Source organism: Geodermatophilus obscurus DSM 43160, assembly GCF_000025345.1.
GTDB classification, from domain to species: Bacteria; Actinomycetota; Actinomycetes; order Mycobacteriales; family Geodermatophilaceae; genus Geodermatophilus; species Geodermatophilus obscurus.
This window is the reverse complement of record NC_013757.1, coordinates 2,866,743-2,889,567: the sequence shown is the minus strand read 5'-3', so window position 1 is coordinate 2,889,567 and position 22,825 is coordinate 2,866,743. Positions and strand designations below refer to the sequence as shown.

The 22,825-nt window shown below is 73.1% G+C and carries 19 protein-coding genes; 12 read left to right on the top strand and 7 right to left on the bottom strand.

Going from position 1 to position 22,825, the window contains the following annotated elements:
- Window positions 1-30: 30 nt before the first annotated feature.
- The 3 genes from GOBS_RS13555 to GOBS_RS13545 all read left to right on the top strand — a co-directional run bounded on the left by GOBS_RS13555 (window position 31) and on the right by GOBS_RS13545 (window position 2,961).
- Window positions 31-1,017: a substrate-binding domain-containing protein gene (locus GOBS_RS13555; RefSeq protein WP_041242270.1), complete on the top strand. Its 987-nt coding sequence runs from the start codon at window positions 31-33 to the stop codon at window positions 1,015-1,017.
- A 64-nt stretch (window positions 1,018-1,081) separates the two neighbouring features.
- On the top strand, window positions 1,082-2,143 hold the full coding sequence (locus GOBS_RS13550; protein ID WP_012948834.1) for an ABC transporter permease: 1,062 nt from the start codon (window positions 1,082-1,084) through the stop codon (window positions 2,141-2,143).
- Window positions 2,144-2,145: 2 nt separating this feature from the next.
- Complete coding sequence (locus GOBS_RS13545) at window positions 2,146-2,961, top strand: ATP-binding cassette domain-containing protein (protein WP_012948833.1); 816 nt, start codon at window positions 2,146-2,148, stop codon at window positions 2,959-2,961.
- 205 nt (window positions 2,962-3,166) lie between these two features.
- Here GOBS_RS13545 and GOBS_RS13540 read toward each other — a convergent pair whose 3' ends face one another.
- Together GOBS_RS13540 and GOBS_RS13535 are read right to left on the bottom strand one after the other, a co-directional pair.
- Window positions 3,167-4,354 carry a phytanoyl-CoA dioxygenase family protein gene (locus GOBS_RS13540; RefSeq protein WP_012948832.1) on the bottom strand — a complete coding sequence of 396 codons (1,188 nt, stop codon included), beginning with the start codon at window positions 4,352-4,354 and terminating at the stop codon, window positions 3,167-3,169.
- A 103-nt stretch (window positions 4,355-4,457) separates the two neighbouring features.
- Complete coding sequence (locus GOBS_RS13535) at window positions 4,458-5,294, bottom strand: aldo/keto reductase (RefSeq protein ID WP_012948831.1); 837 nt, start codon at window positions 5,292-5,294, stop codon at window positions 4,458-4,460.
- A 72-nt stretch (window positions 5,295-5,366) separates the two neighbouring features.
- Here GOBS_RS13535 and GOBS_RS13530 point away from each other — a divergent pair, with 72 nt between their 5' ends.
- From GOBS_RS13530 to GOBS_RS13520, 3 genes are all read left to right on the top strand, one after another.
- Window positions 5,367-6,410 carry a LacI family DNA-binding transcriptional regulator gene (locus tag GOBS_RS13530; protein WP_012948830.1) on the top strand — a complete coding sequence of 348 codons (1,044 nt, stop codon included), beginning with the start codon at window positions 5,367-5,369 and terminating at the stop codon, window positions 6,408-6,410.
- A 94-nt stretch (window positions 6,411-6,504) separates the two neighbouring features.
- Complete coding sequence (locus GOBS_RS13525) at window positions 6,505-7,512, top strand: Gfo/Idh/MocA family protein (protein ID WP_012948829.1); 1,008 nt, start codon at window positions 6,505-6,507, stop codon at window positions 7,510-7,512.
- Entirely contained in the window at window positions 7,509-8,546 is a 1,038-nt protein-coding gene (locus tag GOBS_RS13520; protein ID WP_012948828.1) for a Gfo/Idh/MocA family protein, read from the top strand. The genes GOBS_RS13525 and GOBS_RS13520 overlap by 4 nt, the downstream gene beginning before the upstream one ends.
- Before the next feature lie 7 nt (window positions 8,547-8,553).
- On the opposite strand, the gene GOBS_RS13515 is transcribed toward GOBS_RS13520, so the two are convergent.
- Entirely contained in the window at window positions 8,554-9,552 is a 999-nt protein-coding gene (locus tag GOBS_RS13515) for a sugar phosphate isomerase/epimerase family protein (RefSeq protein ID WP_012948827.1), read from the bottom strand.
- A 26-nt stretch (window positions 9,553-9,578) separates the two neighbouring features.
- The gene (locus GOBS_RS13510; protein ID WP_012948826.1) at window positions 9,579-10,766 is read right to left on the bottom strand and encodes a Gfo/Idh/MocA family protein; all 1,188 of its coding nucleotides are present in this window, start codon (window positions 10,764-10,766) and stop codon (window positions 9,579-9,581) included.
- 171 nt (window positions 10,767-10,937) lie between these two features.
- Between GOBS_RS13510 and GOBS_RS13505 the strand changes: the two genes are divergently transcribed.
- Both GOBS_RS13505 and GOBS_RS26350 read left to right on the top strand, forming a co-directional pair.
- Window positions 10,938-11,957 (top strand): LacI family DNA-binding transcriptional regulator, encoded by a 1,020-nt coding sequence (locus GOBS_RS13505; RefSeq protein WP_012948825.1) that lies wholly within the window; start codon window positions 10,938-10,940, stop codon window positions 11,955-11,957.
- A 100-nt stretch (window positions 11,958-12,057) separates the two neighbouring features.
- Window positions 12,058-14,328 carry a cytochrome P450 gene (locus tag GOBS_RS26350; protein ID WP_081449010.1) on the top strand — a complete coding sequence of 757 codons (2,271 nt, stop codon included), beginning with the start codon at window positions 12,058-12,060 and terminating at the stop codon, window positions 14,326-14,328.
- 70 nt (window positions 14,329-14,398) lie between these two features.
- Here the strand turns inward: GOBS_RS26350 and GOBS_RS13495 are convergent, their stop codons facing one another.
- Window positions 14,399-15,400: a LacI family DNA-binding transcriptional regulator gene (locus GOBS_RS13495; RefSeq protein WP_012948823.1), complete on the bottom strand. Its 1,002-nt coding sequence runs from the start codon at window positions 15,398-15,400 to the stop codon at window positions 14,399-14,401.
- Window positions 15,401-15,511: 111 nt separating this feature from the next.
- Here GOBS_RS13495 and GOBS_RS13490 point away from each other — a divergent pair, with 111 nt between their 5' ends.
- From GOBS_RS13490 to GOBS_RS13480, 3 genes are all read left to right on the top strand, one after another.
- Complete coding sequence (locus GOBS_RS13490; protein WP_012948822.1) at window positions 15,512-16,522, top strand: Gfo/Idh/MocA family oxidoreductase; 1,011 nt, start codon at window positions 15,512-15,514, stop codon at window positions 16,520-16,522.
- Window positions 16,519-17,295: a TIM barrel protein gene (locus GOBS_RS13485; RefSeq protein ID WP_012948821.1), complete on the top strand. Its 777-nt coding sequence runs from the start codon at window positions 16,519-16,521 to the stop codon at window positions 17,293-17,295. The genes GOBS_RS13490 and GOBS_RS13485 overlap by 4 nt, the downstream gene beginning before the upstream one ends.
- 269 nt (window positions 17,296-17,564) lie before the next feature.
- Entirely contained in the window at window positions 17,565-17,957 is a 393-nt protein-coding gene (locus GOBS_RS13480) for a tautomerase family protein (protein ID WP_012948820.1), read from the top strand.
- A gap of 117 nt (window positions 17,958-18,074) precedes the next feature.
- Here GOBS_RS13480 and GOBS_RS13475 read toward each other — a convergent pair whose 3' ends face one another.
- Together GOBS_RS13475 and GOBS_RS13465 are read right to left on the bottom strand one after the other, a co-directional pair.
- Window positions 18,075-19,358 carry an FUSC family protein gene (locus GOBS_RS13475; RefSeq protein ID WP_012948819.1) on the bottom strand — a complete coding sequence of 428 codons (1,284 nt, stop codon included), beginning with the start codon at window positions 19,356-19,358 and terminating at the stop codon, window positions 18,075-18,077.
- Window positions 19,359-20,195: 837 nt separating this feature from the next.
- A complete protein-coding gene (locus GOBS_RS13465; protein ID WP_208104292.1) occupies window positions 20,196-21,635 on the bottom strand; it encodes a sugar porter family MFS transporter in 1,440 nt (479 codons plus the stop codon).
- A gap of 324 nt (window positions 21,636-21,959) precedes the next feature.
- On the opposite strand from GOBS_RS13465, the gene GOBS_RS26345 reads away from it, so the two are divergent.
- A protein-coding gene (locus tag GOBS_RS26345) for an IS5-like element ISGeob6 family transposase (RefSeq protein ID WP_012948817.1) occupies window positions 21,960-22,792 on the top strand; the annotation gives its coding sequence in 2 pieces (ribosomal slippage) (window positions 21,960-22,311 and window positions 22,311-22,792; 834 coding nt in all).
- Window positions 22,793-22,825 lie beyond the last annotated feature (33 nt).

Here is a 22,825-nt window from a genome sequence, read left to right as displayed (position 1 = left end):
GACGGCGGCCCTCGCGACGAGGAGATCCACATGAGGACCACCCGCAGGTCGCTGCACGCGGTGGTGACCGTCAGTGCGGCCGCCCTGGCGCTGTCCGCGTGCAGCAGTCAGGGCGGCGCACAGAACGAGTCCGGCGGCGGCGGTGGGGGTGGAGGTGGGCAGGACTACACCATCGCGATGATCACCCACGAGGCGCCGGGTGACGCGTTCTGGGACAAGATCCGGTCCGGCGCCAACGCGGCCGCCGACAGTCTCGGCGTCACGCTCAACTACTCCAACGCCCCGGCCGCCGGCGAGCAGGCCACGCTGGTGCAGAACCAGGTCGACAGCGACGTCGACGGCATCGCGATCACCCTGGCCTACCCCGACCAGGTCGGCCCGGCGGCGCAGAGCGCCGTGCAGGGTGGGATCCCGGTCGTCGCCTTCAACTCGGGGATCAACGACTACGTGGACTACGGCATCCCGATGTACTTCGGTTCCAACGAGCAGCTCGCCGGCCGCACCGTGGGTGAGCGGATCGGGGCCGACGGTGGGCAGAAGGCCCTCTGCGTGATCCAGGAGCAGGGCCAGGTGGCGCTGGAGACCCGCTGCGCTGGCGTCACGGAGGGCTTCCCGAACACGGAGATCCTCTACGTCCAGGGCACCGACCTGCCGTCCGTCCAGCAGACGATCGGCTCCAGCCTGCAGACCGACCCCTCGGTCACCCACATCGTCACGCTGGGTGCCCAGGTGGCCCAGGCCGCCCAGGCGGCCAAGGGTGACACCGGCAGTCAGGCCGAGGTCGTCACCTTCGACCTCAACCCCGAGGTGGCGCAGGCGATCCAGGCCGGAGACATCTCCTTCTCCGTGGACCAGCAGCCCTACGTGCAGGGGTACATGGCCGTGCAGGCGCTGTACCTGAACCTGATCAACGGCAACGACATCGGCGGTGGGCAGCCGGTGCTCACCGGACCGTCGATCGTCGACGAGTCCAACATCGACGTGATCCTGCCGTTCGCCGAGAACAACACCCGCTGACCCGCACCGTGGGGAGCCGGGGTACCCCGGCTCCCCACGGGCCACCCGCCTCCCTGGAGCAGTCATGAGCTCATCCGTGGCGACACAGCCGTCCGCCCCGCGGGCCGCCGCCCCGCCGCAGCGCACGCAGCGATCGCTCGTGTCCCGTGTGCTGGCCCGACCCGAGATCGGCGCGCTGGCCGCGGCGATCGCCATCTTCGTCTTCTTCTACGCGGTCGCCGAACCCTTCCGGACGCTTCCGGCCTTCGCCACCGTGCTCTACGCCAGCTCCACCATCGGCATCGTGGCGGTGGGCGTCGCGCTGCTGATGATCGGCGGCGAGTTCGACCTGTCTTCCGGCGTCGCGGTCACCACCTCGGCTCTGGCGGCGGCGATGCTGACCTACCAGTTCAGCTTGAACATGTGGGTGGGCGTCGTGGTCAGCCTGCTCATCGCGCTGGCGATCGGCTTCGTCAACGGCTGGCTCGTGATGCGCACCGGGATCCCGAGCTTCCTCATCACCCTCTCGACTTTCTTCATCCTGCAGGGCATCAACCTCGGCGTCACCAAGCTGGTCACCGGCGCGGTCGCCACGCCGAACGCCAGCTCGCTGGACGGGTTCGCGTCCGCTCGGGCGGTCTTCGCCGGGGACGTGAACCTGGGGTTCATCACGTTGAAGATCACCGTGCTCTGGTGGTTCCTGTTCGTCGCGGTCGCCACCTGGCTGCTGCTGCGCACCAGGGTCGGCAACTGGATCTTCGCCTCGGGCGGCAACGAGGCCAGCGCCCGGGCCGTCGGCGTCCCGGTGCCCCGGGTCAAGATCGGTCTCTTCATGGGCGTGGCCTTCCTGGCCTGGTTCCTCGGCATGCACCTGTTGTTCAACTTCAGCTCGGTGCAGTCGGGCCTGGGAGTCGGCAACGAGTTCATCTACATCATCGCCGCGGTCGTCGGCGGTGCGTTGCTCACCGGTGGGTACGGCTCGGCGGTCGGGTCCGCCCTCGGCGCCTTCATCTTCGGGATGACCACCCAGGGGATCGTCTTCGCCGGCTGGGACCCGAACTGGTTCCGCACCTTCCTCGGCGTGATGCTCCTCCTCGCCGTCCTCGTCAACCTGTACGTCAAGAACTACGCCGCCCGGAGGAAGTGACCATGACCGACACCATCGCCGAGCACGCAGCGGCAGACCTCAGGGCCGGCACGCCACTCGTCGAGATGGAGGGCGTCGGCAAGGCCTACGGCGCCATCCGCGCGCTCGAGGGCATCAACCTGACGGTGAACGCCGGGGAGGTGGCCTGCGTGCTGGGGGACAACGGCGCCGGCAAGTCGACCCTCATCAAAATCATCTCGGGGTTGCACTCGCACACCGAGGGCACGCTGCGGGTCGACGGCCAGGAGCGCAAGTTCTCCTCCCCGCGCGAGTCGCTGGACGCCGGGATCGCCACCGTGTACCAGGACCTGGCGGTGGTGGGCCTCATGGAGGTGTGGCGCAACTTCTTCCTCGGCTCGGAGCTCCGCAAGGGCAAGTACCCGCTGGCGCCGCTGGACATCAAGGCCATGCGGGAGATCGCCGACGCCGAGCTGCAGAAGATGGGCATCACGGTCAAGGACATCAACCAGCCGATCGGCACGCTCTCCGGTGGTCAGCGGCAGTGCGTCGCCATCGCCCGGGCGGTCTACTTCGGCGCGCGGGTGCTCATCCTCGACGAGCCGACGGCGGCCCTCGGCGTCAAGCAGTCCGGCGTGGTGCTCAAGTACACCGCCGCCGCCCGCGACGCCGGACTCGGGGTCGTCTTCATCACCCACAACCCGCACCACGCCTACCTGGTCGGCGACCATTTCATCATCCTCAAGCTCGGCCGCCGGGTGCTGGACAAGAAGCGCTCCGAGGTCTCGCTCGAGGAGCTCACCACCGAGATGGCCGGCGGCCAGGAGCTCGCGGAGCTCTCGCACGAGCTGAAGCGCTGATCACCGGCTCCGCCGGGCCGGGCCCTGGGGACCCGGCCGGGCGGAGCCGTGTCCCGGTGTCCCGCCGCGCCCGGCCCGTGACGATCATGAGGCCGGCGTGGCGACACGCGGGCGTCGGCCGCGTGTCGCCACCGCTGCTCCATGATCGTCGTGAGGGGGGAGCCGCCCGCAGCACCCGGGCCGGTATCGGCTGCTCCAGGTCGCATCAGGGGGCGCTGGTGTGCCGCTCGGCCTGGGCGGTCAGCTCGGCGTCCAGGGCCTCGGGTGACCAGTCCTCCTGCAGTGCCCGCCAGACCAGCTCGGCCTGCGTCTCCGGTGCCAGGCCGCCGAGCGGCTGGTCGCGGTCGAGGTTTGTCGGGAAGGCGTAGCCCTCGGCCGAGGCGGCGACGACGTTGCGCAGCGTGCGCTCGTCTGCGCCGGCGGCCTTCTGCGCGAGCAGGACCGGGTGGAGCGCCCGGGACATCGCCGTCCGGTCGACCGCCTCCATCGCCCGGCCGAACGCCGAGGAGACCTGCAGCAGGTTGGCCATGCGGCGCACGCCGGCCGACCGGTTGGTGCCCGCGCCGTGGAACAGCGCCGGGTTGAAGAAGGCGGCGTCGCCCTTGCGCAGCGGCAGCTGGACGAAGTGCTCGTCGAAGTACGCGGTGAACTCCGGCCGGTGGAAGGCGACGTACCCGGGCGCGTACTTCTGCGAGTGCGGCAGGTACATGGTCGGCCCGGTCTCCACCGGCATGTCGCAGTGGGCGACCGCTCCCTGCAGGGTCATGACGGGGGAGAGGCGGTGCACGTGGACCGGGTAGGCCAGGGCCTGCTCCTCGGACATGAAGCCCAGGTGGTAGTCGCGGTGGGCCACCTGCGCCTGCCCGCCGGGGTTGACCACGTTCACCTGGCTGGTGACCTGGTAGCCGCGGCCCAGCCACGCCTCCGAGACCAGCGCGATGACGTCGTTGCCGTAGTAGGCGGCGAAGGCCTCCGGGTCGCGGACGGCGAACTTGTCCAGGGCACCCCACACCCGGTCGTTGGCGCCAGGCGTGGCGAAGTGGTCGCCGCCGACGACGCCGGCCGCCTTCTGCTCGTCGATCATCGCCTGGAAGACGGCGGTGGCCTGGTCGACGACGCCGGTGTCGGGGAAGGCGCCGGCGAAGACGACGATCCCCGGCCCGTCGGCGAGCGCGCGGGCCAGCTCGGCCTGGACGTCCCGGCGTCCCGCGGGGGTGGCGACGGAGTCGCGCAGGCGGGAGCCGTAGACGAGGACGTTCTCCCGGACCTCGTCGGCGCAGGGGTACTCGGCCAGGTCGGTGGTGGTCTCGACCACGGCGCGGAAGTCCTCCAGGCGGCAGTCCTCCGCGGCGAACCAGCCGGGTGCGGTCCGAAGGGTGGCGGGTGCGGTCATGACGTCGTCCTTCCGGGTACGGGTGGAGTGGGATCGAGCCTGACGGGGCGGTGCGTGGCCCACAAGGCTGCGGATCCCTCAAGAACCCGTCAGCCGACGGGCCTCAGAACTCCTCCCAGACGTCCGGGAACTGCCCGTCGACCCGCGTCCCGTCGGCGAGCGTGGCGATGCCCGCCAGGTCCTGGTCGGTGAGCGCGAAGTCGAAGACGTCGAGGTTCTCGACCAGCCGGCCACGGGACGACGCCTTGGGGAAGGTCACCAGGCCCTGCTGCACGTGCCAGCGCAGGACCACCTGCGCGGGAGTCCGGCCGTGCCGCGCGCCGACCTCGGCGAGCACCGGCTGCCGCAGGAGCTCACCGCCGTTGGCCAGCGGCGACCACGACTCGGTGACGATCCCGCGGCGGGCGTCGTCGGCGCGCTGCTCGAGCTGCGGCTCCCGCGGGTGGCACTCGATCTGGTTCACCGCCGGCACCGTCGAGGAGGCGGCGGCGAGCCGGTCCAGGTGCTCGGGCAGGAAGTTCGAGACGCCGATCGCCCGCGTGAGGCCCTCGGCCAGCAGCTCCTCCATCGCCTGCCAGGACGCGACGTAGCGGTCGAGCCGGGGGAGCGGCCAGTGGATGAGGTAGAGGTCGACGAAGTCGAGCCCGAGCCGGTCCAGGCTCGAGCGCAGCGCCTCCTTCGCCGAGTCGGACCCCTGGTCCCGGCCGCGCAGCTTGGTGGAGACGAACACCTCCTCCCGGGGGAGGCCGGAGTCGGCGATGCCCTCCCCGACCCCGCGCTCGTTCTCGTAGCTGGCGGCCGTGTCGACGAACCGGTAGCCGACCTCGAGAGCCTCCCGCACGATCCGCCGGGTCTCCTCGTCCGGGAGCCGGGCGGTGCCGAGGCCGAGCTGCGGGATCGCGACGCCGTTGTTCAGGGGCACGGTGGGGACAGCGGTCATCCCCTCAGCCTGGTGAGCGCCCCGCTGCCGGGCAACCTCGGCGACCCGTCAGGGACCCGTCAGACTGCCCGCGTGGCGCACCCGTACCCGATCCGCGTGATCGCCCGCCAGGCAGGCCTCTCGGAGGCGACCGTCGACCGCGTCCTGAACCAGCGCGGCGGCGTGCGGCAGAGCACGGTGGACGAGGTCCACCGCGCCGTCGCCGACCTGCACCGGCAGCGCTCGCAGGTCCGGCTGACCGGGCGCACGTTCTTCCTGGACCTGGTCGTCGACGCCCCCGACCGCTTCTCCGCCGCGGTTCGGGCCGCCCTGGAGTCGCAGCTGCCGCTGGTCCGGCCGGCGACGTTCCGGGCGCGGTTCCACCTCGCCGAGGCGCCGCCGGTGCCCGAACTCGTGTCCACGCTCGAGGGGATCGCCAGCCGGGGGTCGCAGGGCGTCGTCCTCAAGGCCCCTGACCACCCGCTGGTCGTCGCGGCGGTCGAGCGCCTCGCCGAGGCCGGGATCCCCGTCGTCACGTTGGTCACCGACCTGCCGACCAGCCGCCGCGTCGCCTACGTCGGCCTGGACAACCGCGCCGCCGGCGCGACCGCGTCGTACCTGCTGGACCAGTGGCTCGGCGAGGACGGCGGCGCGGTGCTGGTCACCCGGGGGACCGGCTCCTTCCGCGGTGAGGACGACCGGGAGATGGGCTTCCGCGCCACCCTGCGGCGGGTGCGGCCCGGGCGGCGGCAGGTCGACCTGGTGGATGCGACCGGGGACGACGACGTGCTGCGCGGGCTGGTCCGGGACGCGCTGGCCGCCGACCCGGGCATCGCGGCGGTCTACTCGATGTACGCCGCCGGTGGCAACGACGCGACCGTCGCTGCCTTCGCCGACGCCGGGCGGACCTGCCGGGCGTTCGTGGCCCACGACCTGGACGCCGAGAACCTCGCGCTGCTGCGGGCCGGACGGCTGTCCGCGGTGCTGCACCACGACCTCGCGCTGGACCTGCGCCGCGCCTGCCACGTGGTCATGCAGGCCCACGGCGCGCTGCCGGGCACCCCGCGGTCCTGGCACTCGGGCGTCCAGGTCGTCACGCCGTACAACGTCCCCGCCGACGTGCTGAGGGGCTCTTGAGGGCTTCCCGTCGTTGACCTGCGCGTTGCCGGGCCCGGAACCTGGACCGGTGCGGCACCGCGGACCGGGCCGCGACGGAGTCGAGGAGGGCGCCGTGGGGCTGGACATCGGGGTCATCGGGGTCGGCATGATCGGCCAGGAGCACATCCGCAGGCTCGACGGCGGCCCCAGGGGCAGCCGCGTGGTGGCGGTGGCCGACGCGGACGCCGAGCGCGCCGCGACCGTGGCCGCGCAGCTGCCCGCCGCGAAGGCCCTGCCCAGCGGCGAGGAGCTGGTCGTCTCGGACGCGGTCGACGCGGTGGTGATCACCTCCTGGGGGCCGACGCACGAGCCGTACGTGCTGGCCTGCATCGCCGCCGGCAAGCCGGTGTTCTGCGAGAAGCCGCTGGCGACCACCCAGGAGGCGTGCCGGCGGATCGTCGACGCCGAGGTCGCTGCGGGTCGCCGGCTGGTGCAGGTGGGCTTCAACCGGCGCTACGACCCCGCGCACCGGGCGCTCAAGCTGGCCGTGGACGGCGGCGCGATCGGCGCCCCGCTGCTGGCGCACTGCGCCCACCGCAACGCGTCCGTGCCTGCGCACTACACGCGGGACATGTCGATCGCCGACACCGCCATCCACGAGATCGACGAGCTGCGTTGGCTGTTCGGCCAGGAGATCGTCGCCGCGCAGGTCTTCACCCCCCGCAGGAGCAGCCGCGGGGGCGAGCTGCAGGACCCGCTGCTCGTGCTCTTCGAGCTCGCCGACGGCGTCCTCGCCGACGTCGAGGTGTCGGTCAACGTCCACTACGGCTACGAGATCCGCTGCGAGGTGTCGGGGGAGACCGGCACCGCCGAGCTGGCCGACCCCGCCCCGGTGCGCCTGCGCCGCGAGGGCGCCGTCGCCGGTCTGGTCCCGGCCGACTGGCGGGAGCGGTTCGCCCTGTCCTACGACGTCGAGCTGCGCGAGTGGGTCGACACCGTCGTCGCCGGGAGTCCGCCGCAGGGCCCCGGCGCCTGGGACGGCTACGCCGCACAGGTCGTGTCCGACGCGGCGCTCCAGTCGCTGCACTCCGGCGGCCGGGTGGCGGTCGAGCTCCCCGCGCGCCCCGAGCTGTACCGGTGACGACGGACCCCGCCGAGCCCCTGCGGATCGGGGTCCTGGGCGCCGCCCGCATCGCCGAGCGGGGCATCGCCGTCCCCGCCCGGGACACCGGCAGCCGGCTGGTGGCGGTCGCCGCCCGGGACCCGGGGCGGGCCGAGGCGTTCGCGCGGGCGCACGGCGTCGAGCGCGTGCTGCCCACCTACGCGGACGTCCTCGCCGACCCGGACGTCGAGGTCGTCTACGACCCGCTGCCGAACGCGCTGCACGGTCCGTGGAACCTGGCCGCCGTCGCGGCCGGCAAGCACGTGCTGTCGGAGAAGCCGTTCGCCTCGAACGCGGAGGAGGCCGCCGAGGTCCGGGACGCGGCGCGGACTGCGGGCGTCACGGTCATGGAGGGGTTCCACCACCTCTACCACCCGGTGATGCGCCGGCTCCTCGATCTGGTGGACGCCGGCGAGCTGGGGGACGTCGTCCACGTCGAGGCGACGATCGCCATGCTCCCGCCGGACGACGGGGACCCGCGCTGGTCGCTCGAGCTCGGCGGCGGCGCCCTCATGGACCTCGGCTGCTACGGCCTGCACGCGCTGCGCAGCCTGGCGCCGTGGACGGGGGGCGGACCGGAGCCCGACGCCGCCCGGGCCGGCGAGCGGGCGGGTGCCCCGGGCGTGGACGAGTGGCTCGACGCCGACCTGCACTTCCCGTCCGGCGCCACCGCCGCCGTGCGCTGCAGCATGGTGCACCCGGACCGGGACTTCTCGCTGCGGGTCGTCGGCACCCGCGGGGAGGTGACGGCGCCGGCGTTCGTCGAGCCGAACCGGGACGACCGCCTCCTGGTGCGCACACCGGCCGGGGAGCGCACCGAGCACCTGGGCACCCGGACGTCGTACACCTACCAGCTGGAGGCATTGGTCGAGGCACTGCGGCACGGGTCCCCGGTCCCCACCGGCGCGGACGACGCGGTCGCGACCATGACGCTGATCGACCGGTGCTACCGGCTCGCCGGGCTGCCGCCCCGGCCGCGGCTGCGGCACGAGCCGCACCGGGCCGGGGCCTGACCCGGCCCTACAGCTTCTCGGCCGCGGCGCGCAGGTTCTCGGCGGCGAGCGCCAGGCCCTCGAGACGGTCGTAGGCGGCGTCCTCGTGCTCGATGTTGACCGCCATGTCGGGGTCGACGTCGGCGAGGGCGCGCAGGAACTCCGCCCACCAGTCGACGTCGTGGCCGACGCCCACGGCCACGAACCGCCAGCCGGGGTTCTCCGGCCAGGCGTTGCACCAGAAGCCGTAGCCGGTGGGCACCTTGCCCGGGGCGTCGGCCGGGACGCGCTCGAACGAGGTGTCGAGCACCCCGCGGATGTCGACCCCGGGGGTGATCATCGCGTCCTTGGCCGCGGCGTGGAACACCAGCGGGCCGAGGTCGCGGATGCAGGCCACGACGTCCATGCCCTGCCACATCAGGTGCGAGGGGTCCATCTCGGCGCCGGTGTTCGTGGCGCCGATGGTGTCGACCAGCCTGCGCAGGGTCACCGGCGAGAACACCAGGTTGTGCGGGTGCATCTCGATGGCCACCCGGACGTCGGAGGCGCGGGCGAGGGCGTCGATCTCCGTCCAGAACTCGGCCGCGACGCCCCACTGGTAGTCCAGGACGTCCATGTAGACGCCGTCCCACGGGTTGACCACCCAGGAGGGGTACCTGGCGTCGGGGTCCGACCCGGGCGTGCCCGACATCGTCACCACGTGCCTCACCCCGAGCAGGCCGGCCAGCTCGATGGTGCGGCGCAGGTCGTCGGCGTGCTTCGGGCCGACGCCGGGCAGCGGGTTCAGCGGGTTGCCGTTGCAGTTGAGCCCGGTCAGCTCCATCCCGCGGGAGGAGAAGGTCTCCAAGTAGTCGCGCCGGGCCTGCTCGGAGGAGAGCAGCAGGTCGACGTGGCAGTGCGGTGAGGGGATGAAGCCGCCGGTGTTCACCTCGACGGAGGTCAGGCCGTCGGCCTGCAGCACGTCGAGGGCCTCCTCCAGCGGACGGTCGTGCAGGCAGGCGGTGTAGGCACCGAGCTTCAGTGACATCGGGGATCGGCCTTCCGGTCGGCGGGTCAGTGGGTGGGGACGGGGACCGCAGCACCGCCGGACTGCGCGGACTGCACGACGGCCTGGACGATCTGCATCGTGTGCAGCCCGTCGGCGAAGCTGGCGTTGCGCGGCAGCGGGTCGGGGGTGCCGGCGATCTGGTCGAGGAAGGCCCGGCACTGGTAGACGAACATCTCGGCGTTGCCGCCGCCCACGCCCGGGGCCTCCATCGGGTAGCCGCCGGCGAAGTAGGGCATCTGCGGGCCGACGATGACCTGCCGCACGCCGCGGGTGCGGGCCTCGGGCTGGCGGTCGTCGAAGAGGTACTCCGAGGGCCGGTGCCAGTCGAAGGAGGCCCGTCCGTCCAGGCCGTAGACGTCGAAGGCCAGCCCGTTGGGCATGCCGAAGGCGGTGCGTGACACCGAGAAGGACGCGGACAGGCCGGACTCGAAGCGGGCCGAGAACACGGCGGTGTCCTCGTTCTCGACCTCGCCCATCTCCTCGCTCACCGGGGCGGCGTCGTGGCCCACCGTGGGGCCGAGGGGGAGTGGCCGCTTGGGGATCTGGGTGGACAGCACCGCCCCGGACACCGCTACGACCGGTCCGCAGAGGAACTGGCCGACGTCGATGACATGGGCGCCGATGTCGCCGAGGGCACCGCTGCCGGGGCCGCCCCTGTACCGCCAGGTCAGCGGGCCGCGGGGGTCGCAGGCGTAGTCGCACCAGTAGCGGCCGTCGAACAAGGTCAGCTCACCCAGCTCGCGGTTCTGCACGTGATCGCGGATCGCGGCGATCGCCGGGGACCGGCGGTAGGTGTAGCCGACCGCGGTGACGACGTCCGCGGACTGCTCGGCGGCGACCATCGCGCGGGCGTCCTCCAGCGAGCCGGCCAGCGGCTTCTCGCAGAGCACGTGCTTGCCGGCGGCGATGGCCGCCTCGGCGATCGGCCGGTGCAGGGAGTTGCCGACGACGATGCTGATCGCGTCGATCGAGGGGTCCTCGACGACCTCCTCCCAGCCGGACACCGCCCTCTCGAAGCCGTAGCGGCGGGCCGCGTCGCGGGCGAGCTGCTCGTTGACGTCGGCGATCGCGGCCAGCCGGACCGGCGGGAGCCCCTCCCCGAAGACGGTGTTCACCTGGCGGTAGCCCGCGGCGTGGCTGCGGCCGGCCATCCCGGCCCCGATCACCGCCACCGACAGTGGGCGCTGGGACATGGCTGCTCTCCTCTCATCGGGCGGACGCCGGCCCCTGCGGTGCGGACGGCGGTCTCGCCGACGTGGCACGCTCCCGCAGGGGGCACCGGGCCCGTGGGTGCTTAAAGCGCTTTAATGATGGCGCGATCACAGCAGGGTGCCGCGGTCGTGTCAAGGGAGGAGGTGGTCGCCGTGAGCGCGGAGGAGTCGCTGCGTCGTCCCCGGCTGCAGGACGTCGCCGCCGAGGCGCGGGTCTCGCCGGCGACGGCCTCGCTCGTGCTGCGCGGCGTCGCGGGCCCCAGCAGCGCCACCCGCCAGCGCGTGCTCGACGCCGCCACCCGGCTGGGCTACCGGGCCGACCGCGCGGCGAGCCTGCTGGCCCGCCGGCGCAGCAGGCTCATCGGCGTCCTGATGGACGTCCGCAGCACCTTCCACGCCCAGCTCGTCGAGGACGTCCACGAGGCGGCCGAGGAGCACGGGTACGACCTGGTGCTCAGCACGGTGACCCGCACCCGCGACGAGGGGCGGGCGATCGAGACGCTGCTCGACTCGCGCTGCGAGGCGCTGGTCCTGCTCGGCCCGGAGGCCCCCTCCTCACGGCTGGGCGCGCTGGACCGGCAGCTGCCCGTGGTGGCCGTCGGCCGCGCGGTGCCCTCGGCCGGTGTCGACGTCGTCCGGGTCGCCGACGAGGAGGGGGTCGCCCAGGCCGTCGACCACCTCGTCGGCCTCGGGCACCGCCGCATCGCCCACGTCGACGGCGGGCCCGGGGTCATCGCCGGCGGCCGGCGGCGCGGCTACCAGCGGGCCATGCGCCGGCACCGGCTCGGATCGCACGTGCAGGTCGTGGCGGGGAACTCCGGCGAGGCGTCCGGAGCGCGGGCGGCGCGGACGCTGTTCGGGTCCGAGACGCCCCCGACCGCGGTCGTGACGTACAACGACGCCTCCGCCGTCGGCCTGCTCGACGCGCTGCTGCGCAGCGGCGTGGACGTCCCGGGCCAGGTGTCGGTGGTGGGCTACGACGACAGCCCGCTCTCGCGGCTCGCGCACGTCGACCTGACCACCGTCAGCCAGGAGTCCCGGGAGCAGATGCGGCACGCCGTCGCCGCGGTGGTCGAGCGGCTCGACGGCGGCCGCACCGGGCACCGCGAGGTCGTCGTCCCCCCGCGGCTGGTGGTGCGGGGGACGACGGCTCCGCCGCCCGGGGAGGACTGACTCGGCGAGGCCGCGGGCTCCGTCCTGACAAGCCGTTGACAGTGGCGTGGGTGACCGGCGAGTCTTCAAGCGCTTCAAGTCCCCGACCGTGGAGACCCCCATGGCCCAGACCGCCACCGCTCCGGCCACCGAGATCGACTACAACCCGTTCGCGCCGGACTTCTACACGTCCGACCCGTTCGGGACGTACCGGCGGATGCGGGACGAGGCGCCCGTCTACTGGAGCGAGCGCTGGGGCTGGTACGCCCTGACCCGCTTCGACGACGTGCGGGCAGCGGCGCTCGACGCGGACACCTTCCGCAGCTTCGAGGGCATGGACATCGACGACAGCCGGCTGGAGCAGGTCCCGCCGGGGTCCATCGGCAGCATGGACAACCCGCGGCACGACCAGGTGCGCTCGGTGGTGCAGCCGTACTTCCTGCCGCGCCGGATCGCCGGGCTCGAGGACGGCGTCCGCGCGGTGGTCCGCGACCTCGTCGGCTCGTGGCGCGACCGGGGCGCGGGCGGCCGGGGGAGGGTGGACATCGCCCAGGAGCTGGCCTGGCCCATGCCCTTCGACGTCTTCTTCCACCTGATGGGCCTGCCGAGCCGGCACGACCAGGACCCCCTGGAGCGGGCGCGGCGCGACCAGCTGGAGCACTGGACCCACGAGCTCAAGGACCGGGTGCCCGGCACCCCCCACCTGACCGAGGTGGCGCGGGCCGCGACGGCCGGCGTCCAGCAGTTCTTCATCGACCTGCTCGACGAGCGCCGCCGCTGCGGGCGGGACGACCTCGTCACGGAGTTCGTGAACGCCGACATCGACGGGGTGCCGTTCGTGGGCGAGCGGGTCACGACGGAGTCCGAGGTCAGCGGCCTGATGATGATCCTCTTCCTCGGCGGGGTGGAGTCCACCGCCGGGCTGACCGGCACGCTGTTCGAGCTGCTCGCCGAGAACCCCGATCAGCGGGCGCTGCTGCAGGCCGACCCGTCGCTGATCCCGGCCGCGGTGGAGGAGGCCATGCGCCTCATCACGCCGCTGCAGCTCACCGCCCGCACGACCTCGCGCGAGGTCACCCTGCACGGGGTGACGATGCCCGCCGGGAGCCGCGTCGTCCTCATCCCCGGCGCGGCCAACCGCGACGAGCGCCAGTTCCCCGACCCGGACACCTTCGACATCACCAGGCCCCGGGGCCGCCACCTCGGCTTCGGCGAGGGCGTGCACGGGTGCCTCGGCGCCCCGCTGGCCCGCCTCGAGGCGCGGATCGCCCTGGAGGAGGCGCTGCCGGTGCTCGGCGACTACGACCTCGCCGGCCCGCCCACCTTCTACCCGAGCTCGCCCAACATGTACGTCTGGAAGAACCTCCCGGTCACGTTCGGCGCGCCGGCCCGCCGGCCGCACGTCGAGGCCGTCCACCACCGGACGACGACCGTCACCCTCGCCACCGCCGAGTTCGAGGCCGAGGCGCGGGTGGCCGCCAAGGAGGAGGTGGCCGACGGCGTCGTCGCCCTGACCCTGCGCGAGGCGGGCGGCCGTCCGCTGCCCGCCTGGGAGCCGGGCGCGCACGTCGACCTCGTCCTCGACGGGGTGCCCACCCGGCAGTACTCGCTGTGCGGTGGTGCCGCCGACCACTCGGAGTACCGCCTGGGCATCCTGCGCGACGCGGACGGCCGCGGCAGCTCGCGGTTCGTGCACGACCGGCTGGCCGTCGGCGATCCGGTGCGGGTGCGCGGCCCGCGGAACAACTTCCCGCTGGTCGGCTCGCCGCGGTACCTGTTCATCGCCGGTGGCATCGGCATCACACCGGTCCTGCCGATGATCCGGGCGGCGGAGGCCGCGGGCGCCGACTGGCGACTGGTGTACGGCGGCCGGCAGCGGGCGTCCATGGCCTTCCTCGACGAGCTCGCGCCGTACGGCGACCGGGTGTCGGTCCGCCCGCAGGACGAGACCGGGCTGCTCGACCTCGACGGCCTGCTGGGGACGCCCGAGCCGGACACGCTCGTCTACTGCTGCGGCCCCGAGCCGCTGCTGGCGGCGGTCGAGCAGCGCTGCACCGGCTGGCCGCGGGGGGCGCTGCACGTCGAGCGGTTCGCGCCCCGGCCCCAGGGCGAGCCGGCGCGGGCCGAGGCGTTCGAGGTCGTGCTGGAGCAGAGCGGGCTCACCCTGACCGTGCCGCCGGACCGGTCGATCTTGTCGGTCGTCGAGGAGGCGGGGGTCGGCGTCCTCTCCTCGTGCGCCGAGGGCACCTGCGGCACCTGTGAGACCGCCGTCCTCGACGGCGTCCCCGACCACCGCGACTCCGTCCTCAGCGACGAGGAGCGGAAGGCGGACGACTGCATGATGATCTGCGTCTCCCGCGCCCGGGGCGACCGGCTGGTCCTCGACCTCTGAGGAAGGACCCCGCGTCCTCCATCCCTCGCAAGCTCGGGACGGGGCCCTGACCCGGGGCCGTTCCAGACCGTCACGGAGGCGGGGCGGTGGTGCTCCGGACGACGAGCCGGGGCGGGACCACGAGCTCGCGCTGCTGGACGGGGACCCCGTCCAGCCGGTCGAGGGCGCGCCGGACGGCCAGCGTGGTCAGCCGCTCGACGTCCTGGGCGACGGACGTGAGGTCGACCGAGGAGAGCCGCGCGAGACGGCTGTCGTCGTAGCCGGCCACGCTCACCTCACCGGGCACCGAGCGGCCCGCACGCCGCAGCACGTCCAGCAGGCCCACGGCACACCGGTCGTTGAAGACCGTGACCGCACCGGGCAGGGGGCCGGCCAGGAGGGCGCGCGCCGCGGCGGCGCCCTCCTCCTCGGTGGGCCCACCGGGCACGACCCGCGGCTCGAGCCCGTGCCTGCGCACCGCCCCCCGGTAGCCCCGCCGTCGCTCGGCCGCCCCGGGCGCCCGGCCGCCGTCGACGTGTACGACGTCGCGGTGCCCGAGCGCCACCAGGTGGTCCACCGCCAGGTGCATGCCCTCGTCGTCGGCGGTCCGGACGACGTCGACCGCGGCGGACCGCACGGAGCGGGCGACGACCACCACGGGGAGGCGGGTGGCGAGGTCGGTCAGGTGCGCGGTGGGCGACGAGGGCCCGAGCAGCACCAGTGCCTCGCAGCGGTCCCGCAGCAGGCTGTCGACCGCTCGCTGCTCGCTGCGTCCCGGTGTGACGGCGCTCAGTGCCAGCTCGTACCCGGCCTTCTCGGCGGTGTCGTAGAGCCCGGCCAGCAGGTCGCCGTGGAAGGCGTGCTGGACCCCGAAGACGACGCCGAGCAGCCGGCTGCGGGAGCTGCGCAGCAGGCGGGCGCGGGTGTCGGGGCGGTAGCCGAGCTCGTCGGCGGCGCGGCGCACCCGCTCGCGGGTCGCGGCGCTGGCGCCGGGGGCGTCCCGCATGACGATCGAGACGAGCGCCGTGGAGACCCCGGCGCGGGCCGCGACGTCGGCCAGGGTCGGCCGCCTGTCGGGGCTCGTCGGGGGCACCGGGCGAGCGTAGCCCGATGTCCTAGAACGTTCTAGCCGGATGCACTTGACGAGGGAGGGGTCGGCCGTCACGCTGACTGTGCCCTAGAACGTTCTAGACGAGGAGTCGACATGGCGAGCGAGACCGTGGGCGTGGCCCTGATCGGGTCGGGCCGGATGGGGGCCTTCCACGCGGAGACGCTCGCCCTGCGGCTCCCGCACGCGCGACTGGCCGCCGTGGCCGACCCCGCACCGGGTGCCGCCGAGCGGCTGACCAGCGCGCTCGGTGCCGGCCGGGCGTACACCGACGTGGCGCAGCTGTGGGCCGACCCCGACGTCGACGCGGTCGTCATCGCCGCGCCGGCCCGGTCGCACGCCGACCTGGTGGTGGCCGCCGCGGCGGCGGGTCGGCACGCGTTATGCGAGAAGCCGATGGCCGTCACGCTGCCGGACGCCGACCGCGCCATCGACGCCGCCCGCAGTGCGGGTGTGGTCCTGCAGGTCGGGTTCAACCGGCGGTTCGCCGCCGACTGGCGCGCGGCCCGGGCGCTGCTGGACGCCGGCACCCTGGGGACCCCGCGCCTGCTGCGGTCGCTCACCCGCGACCCCGGGGGTTTCGACCCCGCCCGGGTCCTGCCGGACACGATCTTCCTCGAGACGCTGATCCACGACTTCGACACGCTGCGCTTCCTGAACCCCGGCGCCGAGGCCGTGGAGGTCTCCGCCGCCGCGGACGCGCTCGTGGAGCCGGCGTGGCGGGACCGCGGGCTGCTCGACACGGCGGTCGTCACCGTGCGGTTCGACAACGGGGCCATGGCGGTGGCCGAGGCGTGCTTCGAGGCCGCCTACGGCTACGACGTCCGCGGGGAGGTGCTCGGCTCCGGCGGCATGGCGACGATGGGCGACGGCCGGCGCAGCGGGATGGCCTTCTCCGGGCCGGCCGGCCGGCTCGTCGAGACCGTCCGGGGCGACCAGGAGCTCTTCCCCGACGCGTACACCGCCGAGCTGGCCGCGTTCGTCGACGCCGTCCGCGCCGGGCAGCCCGCCCCCGTGACCGGAGAGGACGCCCGCGCGGCGCTGGCGATCGCGCTCGCGGCGGCGGAGTCGGTGCGCACCGGCCGTCCCGCCCGGGTCGAGAAGTGACGTCGTACCGGCTGGCCGCCTCGGCCGAGATGCTCTTCCTCGACCTGCCGTTCGCCGAGCGCGTGCGGCGCATCGACGGCCTCGGGTTCGAGGTGGAGATCTGGGACTGGACGACCAAGGACGTCGACGAGCTGACGAGGACCGGCGCGACCTTCTCCTCCATGACCGGGTACGTGACCGGCACCCTGGCGGACCCCGCCGGCGCCGAGGAGCTGCTGCGCACCGCCGAGCAGTCCCTGGCCGTCGCCGAGCGGCTGGACTGCCCGCGGCTGAACGTGCACGGGACCGGGCTGGACGGCCGGGGGCTGCCGGTGGTGCCCACCGAGGTCGTGACCCCGGCGATGTGGCTGACCGCCGCGCGCACGCTGGAGCGGCTGGCCGCGCTGGGCGAGCGGGCCGGGCGGGTCTTCACCCTGGAGAACCTCAACACCGCCGTCGACCACCCGGGCACGCCGTTCGCCCGTGCCGCCGACACGATCGCGCTGGTGGAGGCGGTCGGCAACCCGCACCTGCGGCTCAACCTCGACCTCTACCACGCGCAGATCGGTGAGGGGAACCTCGTCCAGCTCGTGGAGCGGGCGCTGCCGCTGGTGGGGGAGATCCAGGTCGCCGACGTCCCGGGCCGGTGCGAGCCGGGCACGGGGGAGATCTCCCACCCGGCGATCGCCGCCACCCTCGACCGGCTCGGTTACCCCGGCGTCGTCGCGTTGGAGGGCTGGGCCTCCGGCGACCCGGTGCAGGCCCTCGAGAGCTTCCGCGCCGCCTACTCCTGATCGCCACGTGGGCACCGCACCCCGCGACGACCACGCCGCGGGGACCGCGGTCTCGGTGGTCGCCACGACCTGATCGAGAGGAGCAGGCCCCCGTCCGCGTGGGCGAGGCGCGGGGGTCCGGCCGCGTGTCCACCGGTCGTCGGTCCCCGGCGACCGGCTCTCGGTGGGCCCGCGAGATCCCCGTCACCCCTTCACTACGTCTTAATGTCCTGACATAGTGATGTGGCCGACGCCACGTCGGTGCCGTGTCGCCACTGGAGGGGTCCGCCATGCCGCTCGTCCGCATCGACGTCATCGAGGGACGGCGTACCCCCGAGGAGCTGCGCCGCCTGGCAGACGCCGTCCAGGAGGTCGTGCTCGACGTCTTCGCCGCGCCGCCGCGGGACCGGTACCAGGTGATCACCGAGCACCGTCCCGGTCAGATCATCTGCGAGGACACGGGGCTGGGCATCGAGCGCACCGACGACCTCGTGGTCCTGCAGGTCTTCCAGCAGGGGCGCTCGGAGGAACAGAAGCGGGCCCTCTACGCCGGCCTGGCGCAGCGGCTCGAGGAGGCCGCCGGCCTGTCGCCCAGCGACCTCGTCGTCTCCGTCGCCTCGAACACCCGTGAGGACTGGTCCTTCGGCCTGGGGCGCGCCCAGTTCCTCGAGGGCGACCTCTGAGGAAGGACCCCGTCCTCCGCACCGCTCGCGGGCTCGCGGCGAGTCTCTGGACGGGGCCGCCCTCCTCCGTCACCGCCGTTCCGTCCCCGGGGGGAACACATGTCCGCACGGCCGACGTCAGGCGTCCTCCCCGGGCGGGCGCCCGGAGAGGGGCCCGTTGCCGTGTGCGGTCGGCGCCTGGCGGGTGATGCGCAACCGCTGTCCCGCCGTCACGGCGGCCCGCCGGGCCCGGGAGGAGCCGGGGGCAGGTCGCTGCGCCGGCGCACCGTCGACCGCGCCGAACTCGTCCAGCATCCGGTCGATGGTCGCCAGCAGGGTCGAGTTGACCTCCCAGAGGCCGGAGTGGCTGCGCGGGTCGCCGATCAGCAGGTCCTGCATCAGCGTCCGGCCACTGCGGAGCGCCTCGAGCGCCCCGGCCAGCCGGTTCCACTCGACGCCCTCGGCGTCCCGGGCCTCGGCGATGATCACCCGACCGAACTCGCGGACCACGGTGCCCATGCGTTCGAGGAGGCTCGCGACGGTGCGCCGGACGATGTCGGCGTACCCGGCGTCCTCCCGGACGCCGGTCTGCTCCCGGGTGGCGTCGTCGATGGCCCGGAACAGGGTGCGCAGCGACACCGAGGCGTGCTCCAGGGCGTCCAGGCCCGCCCGCGTCCCCCCGCCGACCGGCGGGACCCGCAGCGCCCGGACGTTGAGCCGGCGGCTCTCCTCGGCGTGGGCCAGCGCGCGGTCGACCCGCGGCGCGTGCCGGTTGAGCCGACGGGCGTCCTCCAGCCAGCGCGTCGACTGCTCGGGGGTCACGCGACCGGCGCGCAGGGCCGACGCCGCGTCGTGCAGGAGGCAGGCGATCTCGTCGGCGAACCGCTCCAGCGCCTGCGTCGCGTACCGGGTCTGCACCGCCGGCGGGAAGACCACGTTGACCAGCACGCCGACGGCCGCCCCGATGAGCGTCTCGACGACGCGGCCGGCGCCGACGTCCTCCGCGCCCGACGCGCCCAGCACGAGCATGGCGCTGATCGGGACCTCCACCAGGTGCGGCCCCAGCCGGAGCAGCTGACCGGCCAGGATCGACGCGGCGACCAGCGCCCCGAGGCTCCACCAGGTGAGCCCGACGACGGCGGCGAACAGCACCGCCAGGGCCACTCCGGACACGACGCTCAGCACCCGCTGGAGGCCGTTGAGGAGGGTGCTGCTGAGGGTCGCCTGCACCACCAGCAGGGCGGTGAGCGCGGCGATCAGGGGCGGCGGGGTGTGCAGCCCCACCGCCTGGGCCACGAGGAAGGCGGCGACGGTCGCCCCCGTCATGCGGGCCGCGCGGAAGGCGGCCGAGCGGCCCCGTCCCTGCACCAGGAGCAGCAGCGCGGCGGCGTGGCCCCTGACCCACCGTCGCCATGCGGTCACCGGGTCATCCTCGCCTGTCTGCGGGGTCCCAGCCGTCCGGCTCGCCGCGCGAGGGCGGCCCCGCACACGCGTCCGGGGGCCGGACCATGACCGTCCCGGAGCCGGGCTGCGGGGCGGCGGGCCGGCAAGCCTGGAGCCTGTCCACGGTGCGCGCGGTCGGCTTCTTGCCACGAGGACCAGAACATCGGCCGGAAGTCCAGAACGAGCACGGTGTGCACCCGCCGGCCGCGGGCATCCCATGCCGCGCGGTGCGCCGACCGGCTCGGCTGCTCCGATGGTCCGGTGACCGTCGCCCGGAACAGCCGCGCCTTGTACACCGGGTTCCGGTCCAGGCTTCCGGACGGACCTGGAGGTCTGGTGCCTCGGGCCGGCGGTGGAAGTACAGCGGGAAGTCGTCGTGCGGGAAGATCTCGCAGAACGTCACCGGTGTCAGATGCTCGGGATCGACGACGACGTAGCGGTCGTCGAGGCCCAGCTCGTCGAGGGCCCGCCGCACGAACCGGCCGAACGATCCTCACCGACTCCGCTGATCAGGGCCGCTGAATGCCCCACCCGGGCCGCGGCGACCGCCACGTTGGCCGCGGCTGCCGCCGAGGAACGTGTCGAACGTCACGACGTCCTACAGCCCCGCGCCGATCCGCTGGGGACGAGTGTCGACCCCACAGCGCGCCAGGGCCAGGACGCCTACGGCCTCCACCATGGTCCTCTCCTCGCCTAGGTCCCGCGCTCATGGAAGGCGACCCGACCCCCGCTGTCGTTCCGCGCCCGGGACCTCAGATAGCCCGCGCCACCCCGGGTACCGACCTGGGGTGGCGCGAGCGGTAGCGGTCCGAACGCTCACCCGCCGCGGACACCGGCCGGGGCTTCGTGCACGAAGTGCCCTGCGTCGTGCGTCCGGAAGTTGTCCTCGAGTTCCTCCAGGGAGCGGCCGCGGGTCTCGGGGGCGAACTTGGTCACGAAGACGATCGAACCGGTGTTGATGAGCGCGAACAGACCGAAGGTCAGCGTCGCTCCGAGCGTGGCAACCAACGGCGGGAAGGCGAAGGAGATCGCCGCATTGACGGTCCACAGCACGAAGACCGCGATACCCATGGCGAAGCCCCGGATGGTCATCGGGAAGATCTCCGAGAGCAGCAACCAGACCAACGTGCCGATGAACGTCTGCACGAAGAAGACGACCAGGAGCATCGCGGCCAGGATCAGGTAGCTGCGGAAATTGGACTCGGGGAGCAGGAACGAGACGGCGAGGACCGCGTGTCCGGCCGCTACTCCGATGAAGCCGGTGATGATGAGCGGCCTGCGGTTGATGAAGCCGAGCAGGATGATGCCGATGACCGTTCCGATGATCGCGATGACGCCGACGGTGACGGTGAGGATCAGGCTGGCGCTCGCTCCGAGGCCGGTGGACTCCAGGATGGTTGGTGCGTAGTAGTTGACGGTGTTGATGCCGGTCGCCTGCTGCACGGTGGCGAGGCCGCAGCCGATCCACAGGATCCGACGCATCCACGGGTAGGCGCGCAGGTCACGCATCGCCGCACCTTTGTCCTCGCCCACGTCGCGCCGGGCGTGCTCGGCGACGACGTTGTACTCCTCGGCGGCCTCTGCCGGGGGCCGGCTCAGGTTCAGGACGCGCCGGGTGTCGTCGAGCCGGTTCCGGACCGCGTACCAGCGCGGCGAGTCCGGCAGGAAGAACAGGCCGACGAACAGGGCGACCGCGGGGATGGTGGCGACGCCGAGCATCCACCGCCAGACGTTCGGGTCATCGATGACCGCGTCGAGGATGGCGTTGGTCGCGAAGGCGAGGAACTGCCCGGTCACGATCATGAGCTCGTTGATCGTGACCATGCGGCCCCGCGCGTCCACCGGCGCCATCTCGGCGAGGTAGAGCGGGACCACCGCTGCCGCGGCTCCCACGCCGAAGCCGAGGAGGATCCGGCCGGCCACCATGATCGGAACGTTCGGGGCGACGGCCGTGATCGCGGCTCCGACGAGGAAGAGGACGGCGCAGACGAAGAGTGCCCCGCGCCGGCCCAGTGCATCGGCCAGTTTGCCCCCCAGGAGCGCACCGAAGGCCGCCCCGGGGAAGAGCAGCGAGCTGACCACGACCGCCTCGCTGAGCGGCGTGAGGTTCAGGTCCTCGCCCATGTAGAGCAGGGCACCGGAGATGACGCCGGTGTCATAGCCGAAGAGGAGACCGCCGAGCGTGGAGATCACGGTCAGCTTGACGAGGAACCGGTTGTTCGCTTTCGACCGCCCGGCTCCACCCGTTGCCTTCACGGAATGGCCGCTTCCATGACCGTGACTCGCCACCATCGCGCCTTTCTTCGACATTTGGCCTCTCATTGGGCCCTGGGCCTCGAGGGCGAACAGAGCGGACGTCGTGACGCCGGCCCCGCACCCAGGTGGTGTCGAGGACGCTAAGCGCGGGTGGTGAGCGTCACAACGGGCGCTTGTGTTCGACATTGCACATTCGATGTTCGGTCCATAACACCGAAGCAAGCAGTCGGCACGAGTATCGGGACCTCGCCGAGCAAGAAGACGTTGCAGAAGTAGGTCTTCGGGCTCTGTTCCGCTCGAGCGGTTCGGCGCAGGGTGCCCCCCATGTCGTCGGTGTCTTCCCCGCCACGGCTGATAAGTGACGAGCTGTGGGCGCTAGCCGAGCCGCTGATCCCGCCACAGAGGCCGGCGGTGCACGGGCGCACCGGTCGACCCCGGGTCTTCGACCGGGACGTGCTCGAAGGCGTCGCCTTCGTGCTCTCCACCGGCATCGGCTGGCCCAAGCTGCCCCGCGAACTGGGTTACGGCTCGGGTTGGACCTGCTGGCGGCGGATGCACGAGTGGGCCGAGGCCGGCGTCTTCGACCAGCTGCATACCGCCGTGCTTGACCGACTCGGCGAGAGTGGCCGGCTGGACTGGTCGCGGGCCAGCCTGGACTCGGTCAGCGTCCGGGCGAAAAGGGGGGTGAGCTGACCGGGCCGAACCCGACCGACCGAGGCAAGGCCGGCAGCAAGTACCACCTGCTCGTCGACGCCACCGGGCTACCGCTCAACGTCCTGTTCTCCGGCGCGAACCGGCACGACAGCCTCTTCGTCGAACCCATCCTCGACCCGATGCCGGCGATCAAGCGAGGCGGCCGCGGCCATCCCCGCCGCCGGCCGATCAAGCTGCACGGCGACAAGGGCTATGACAACCCGCGGGTGCGCCGCTATCTGCGCCACCGCGGGATCACCGCCCGGATCGCCCGAATCGGCCGAATCGGCCGCGACTCCAGCGCGCGACTGGGCCGCCACCGCTGGGTCGTTGAGCGCACCCTCGGCTGGCTGCTGTCCTACAAACGCCTGGCTCTGCGCTACGACCGCACCGCCCTCACCATCACCGCGCTGGTCCGCCTGGCCGTCACCCTGATCTGCGCCCGACGCCTACCCGCGAACTGATGCAACGTCTTCTGAGAGTCTTACCCCGGATGG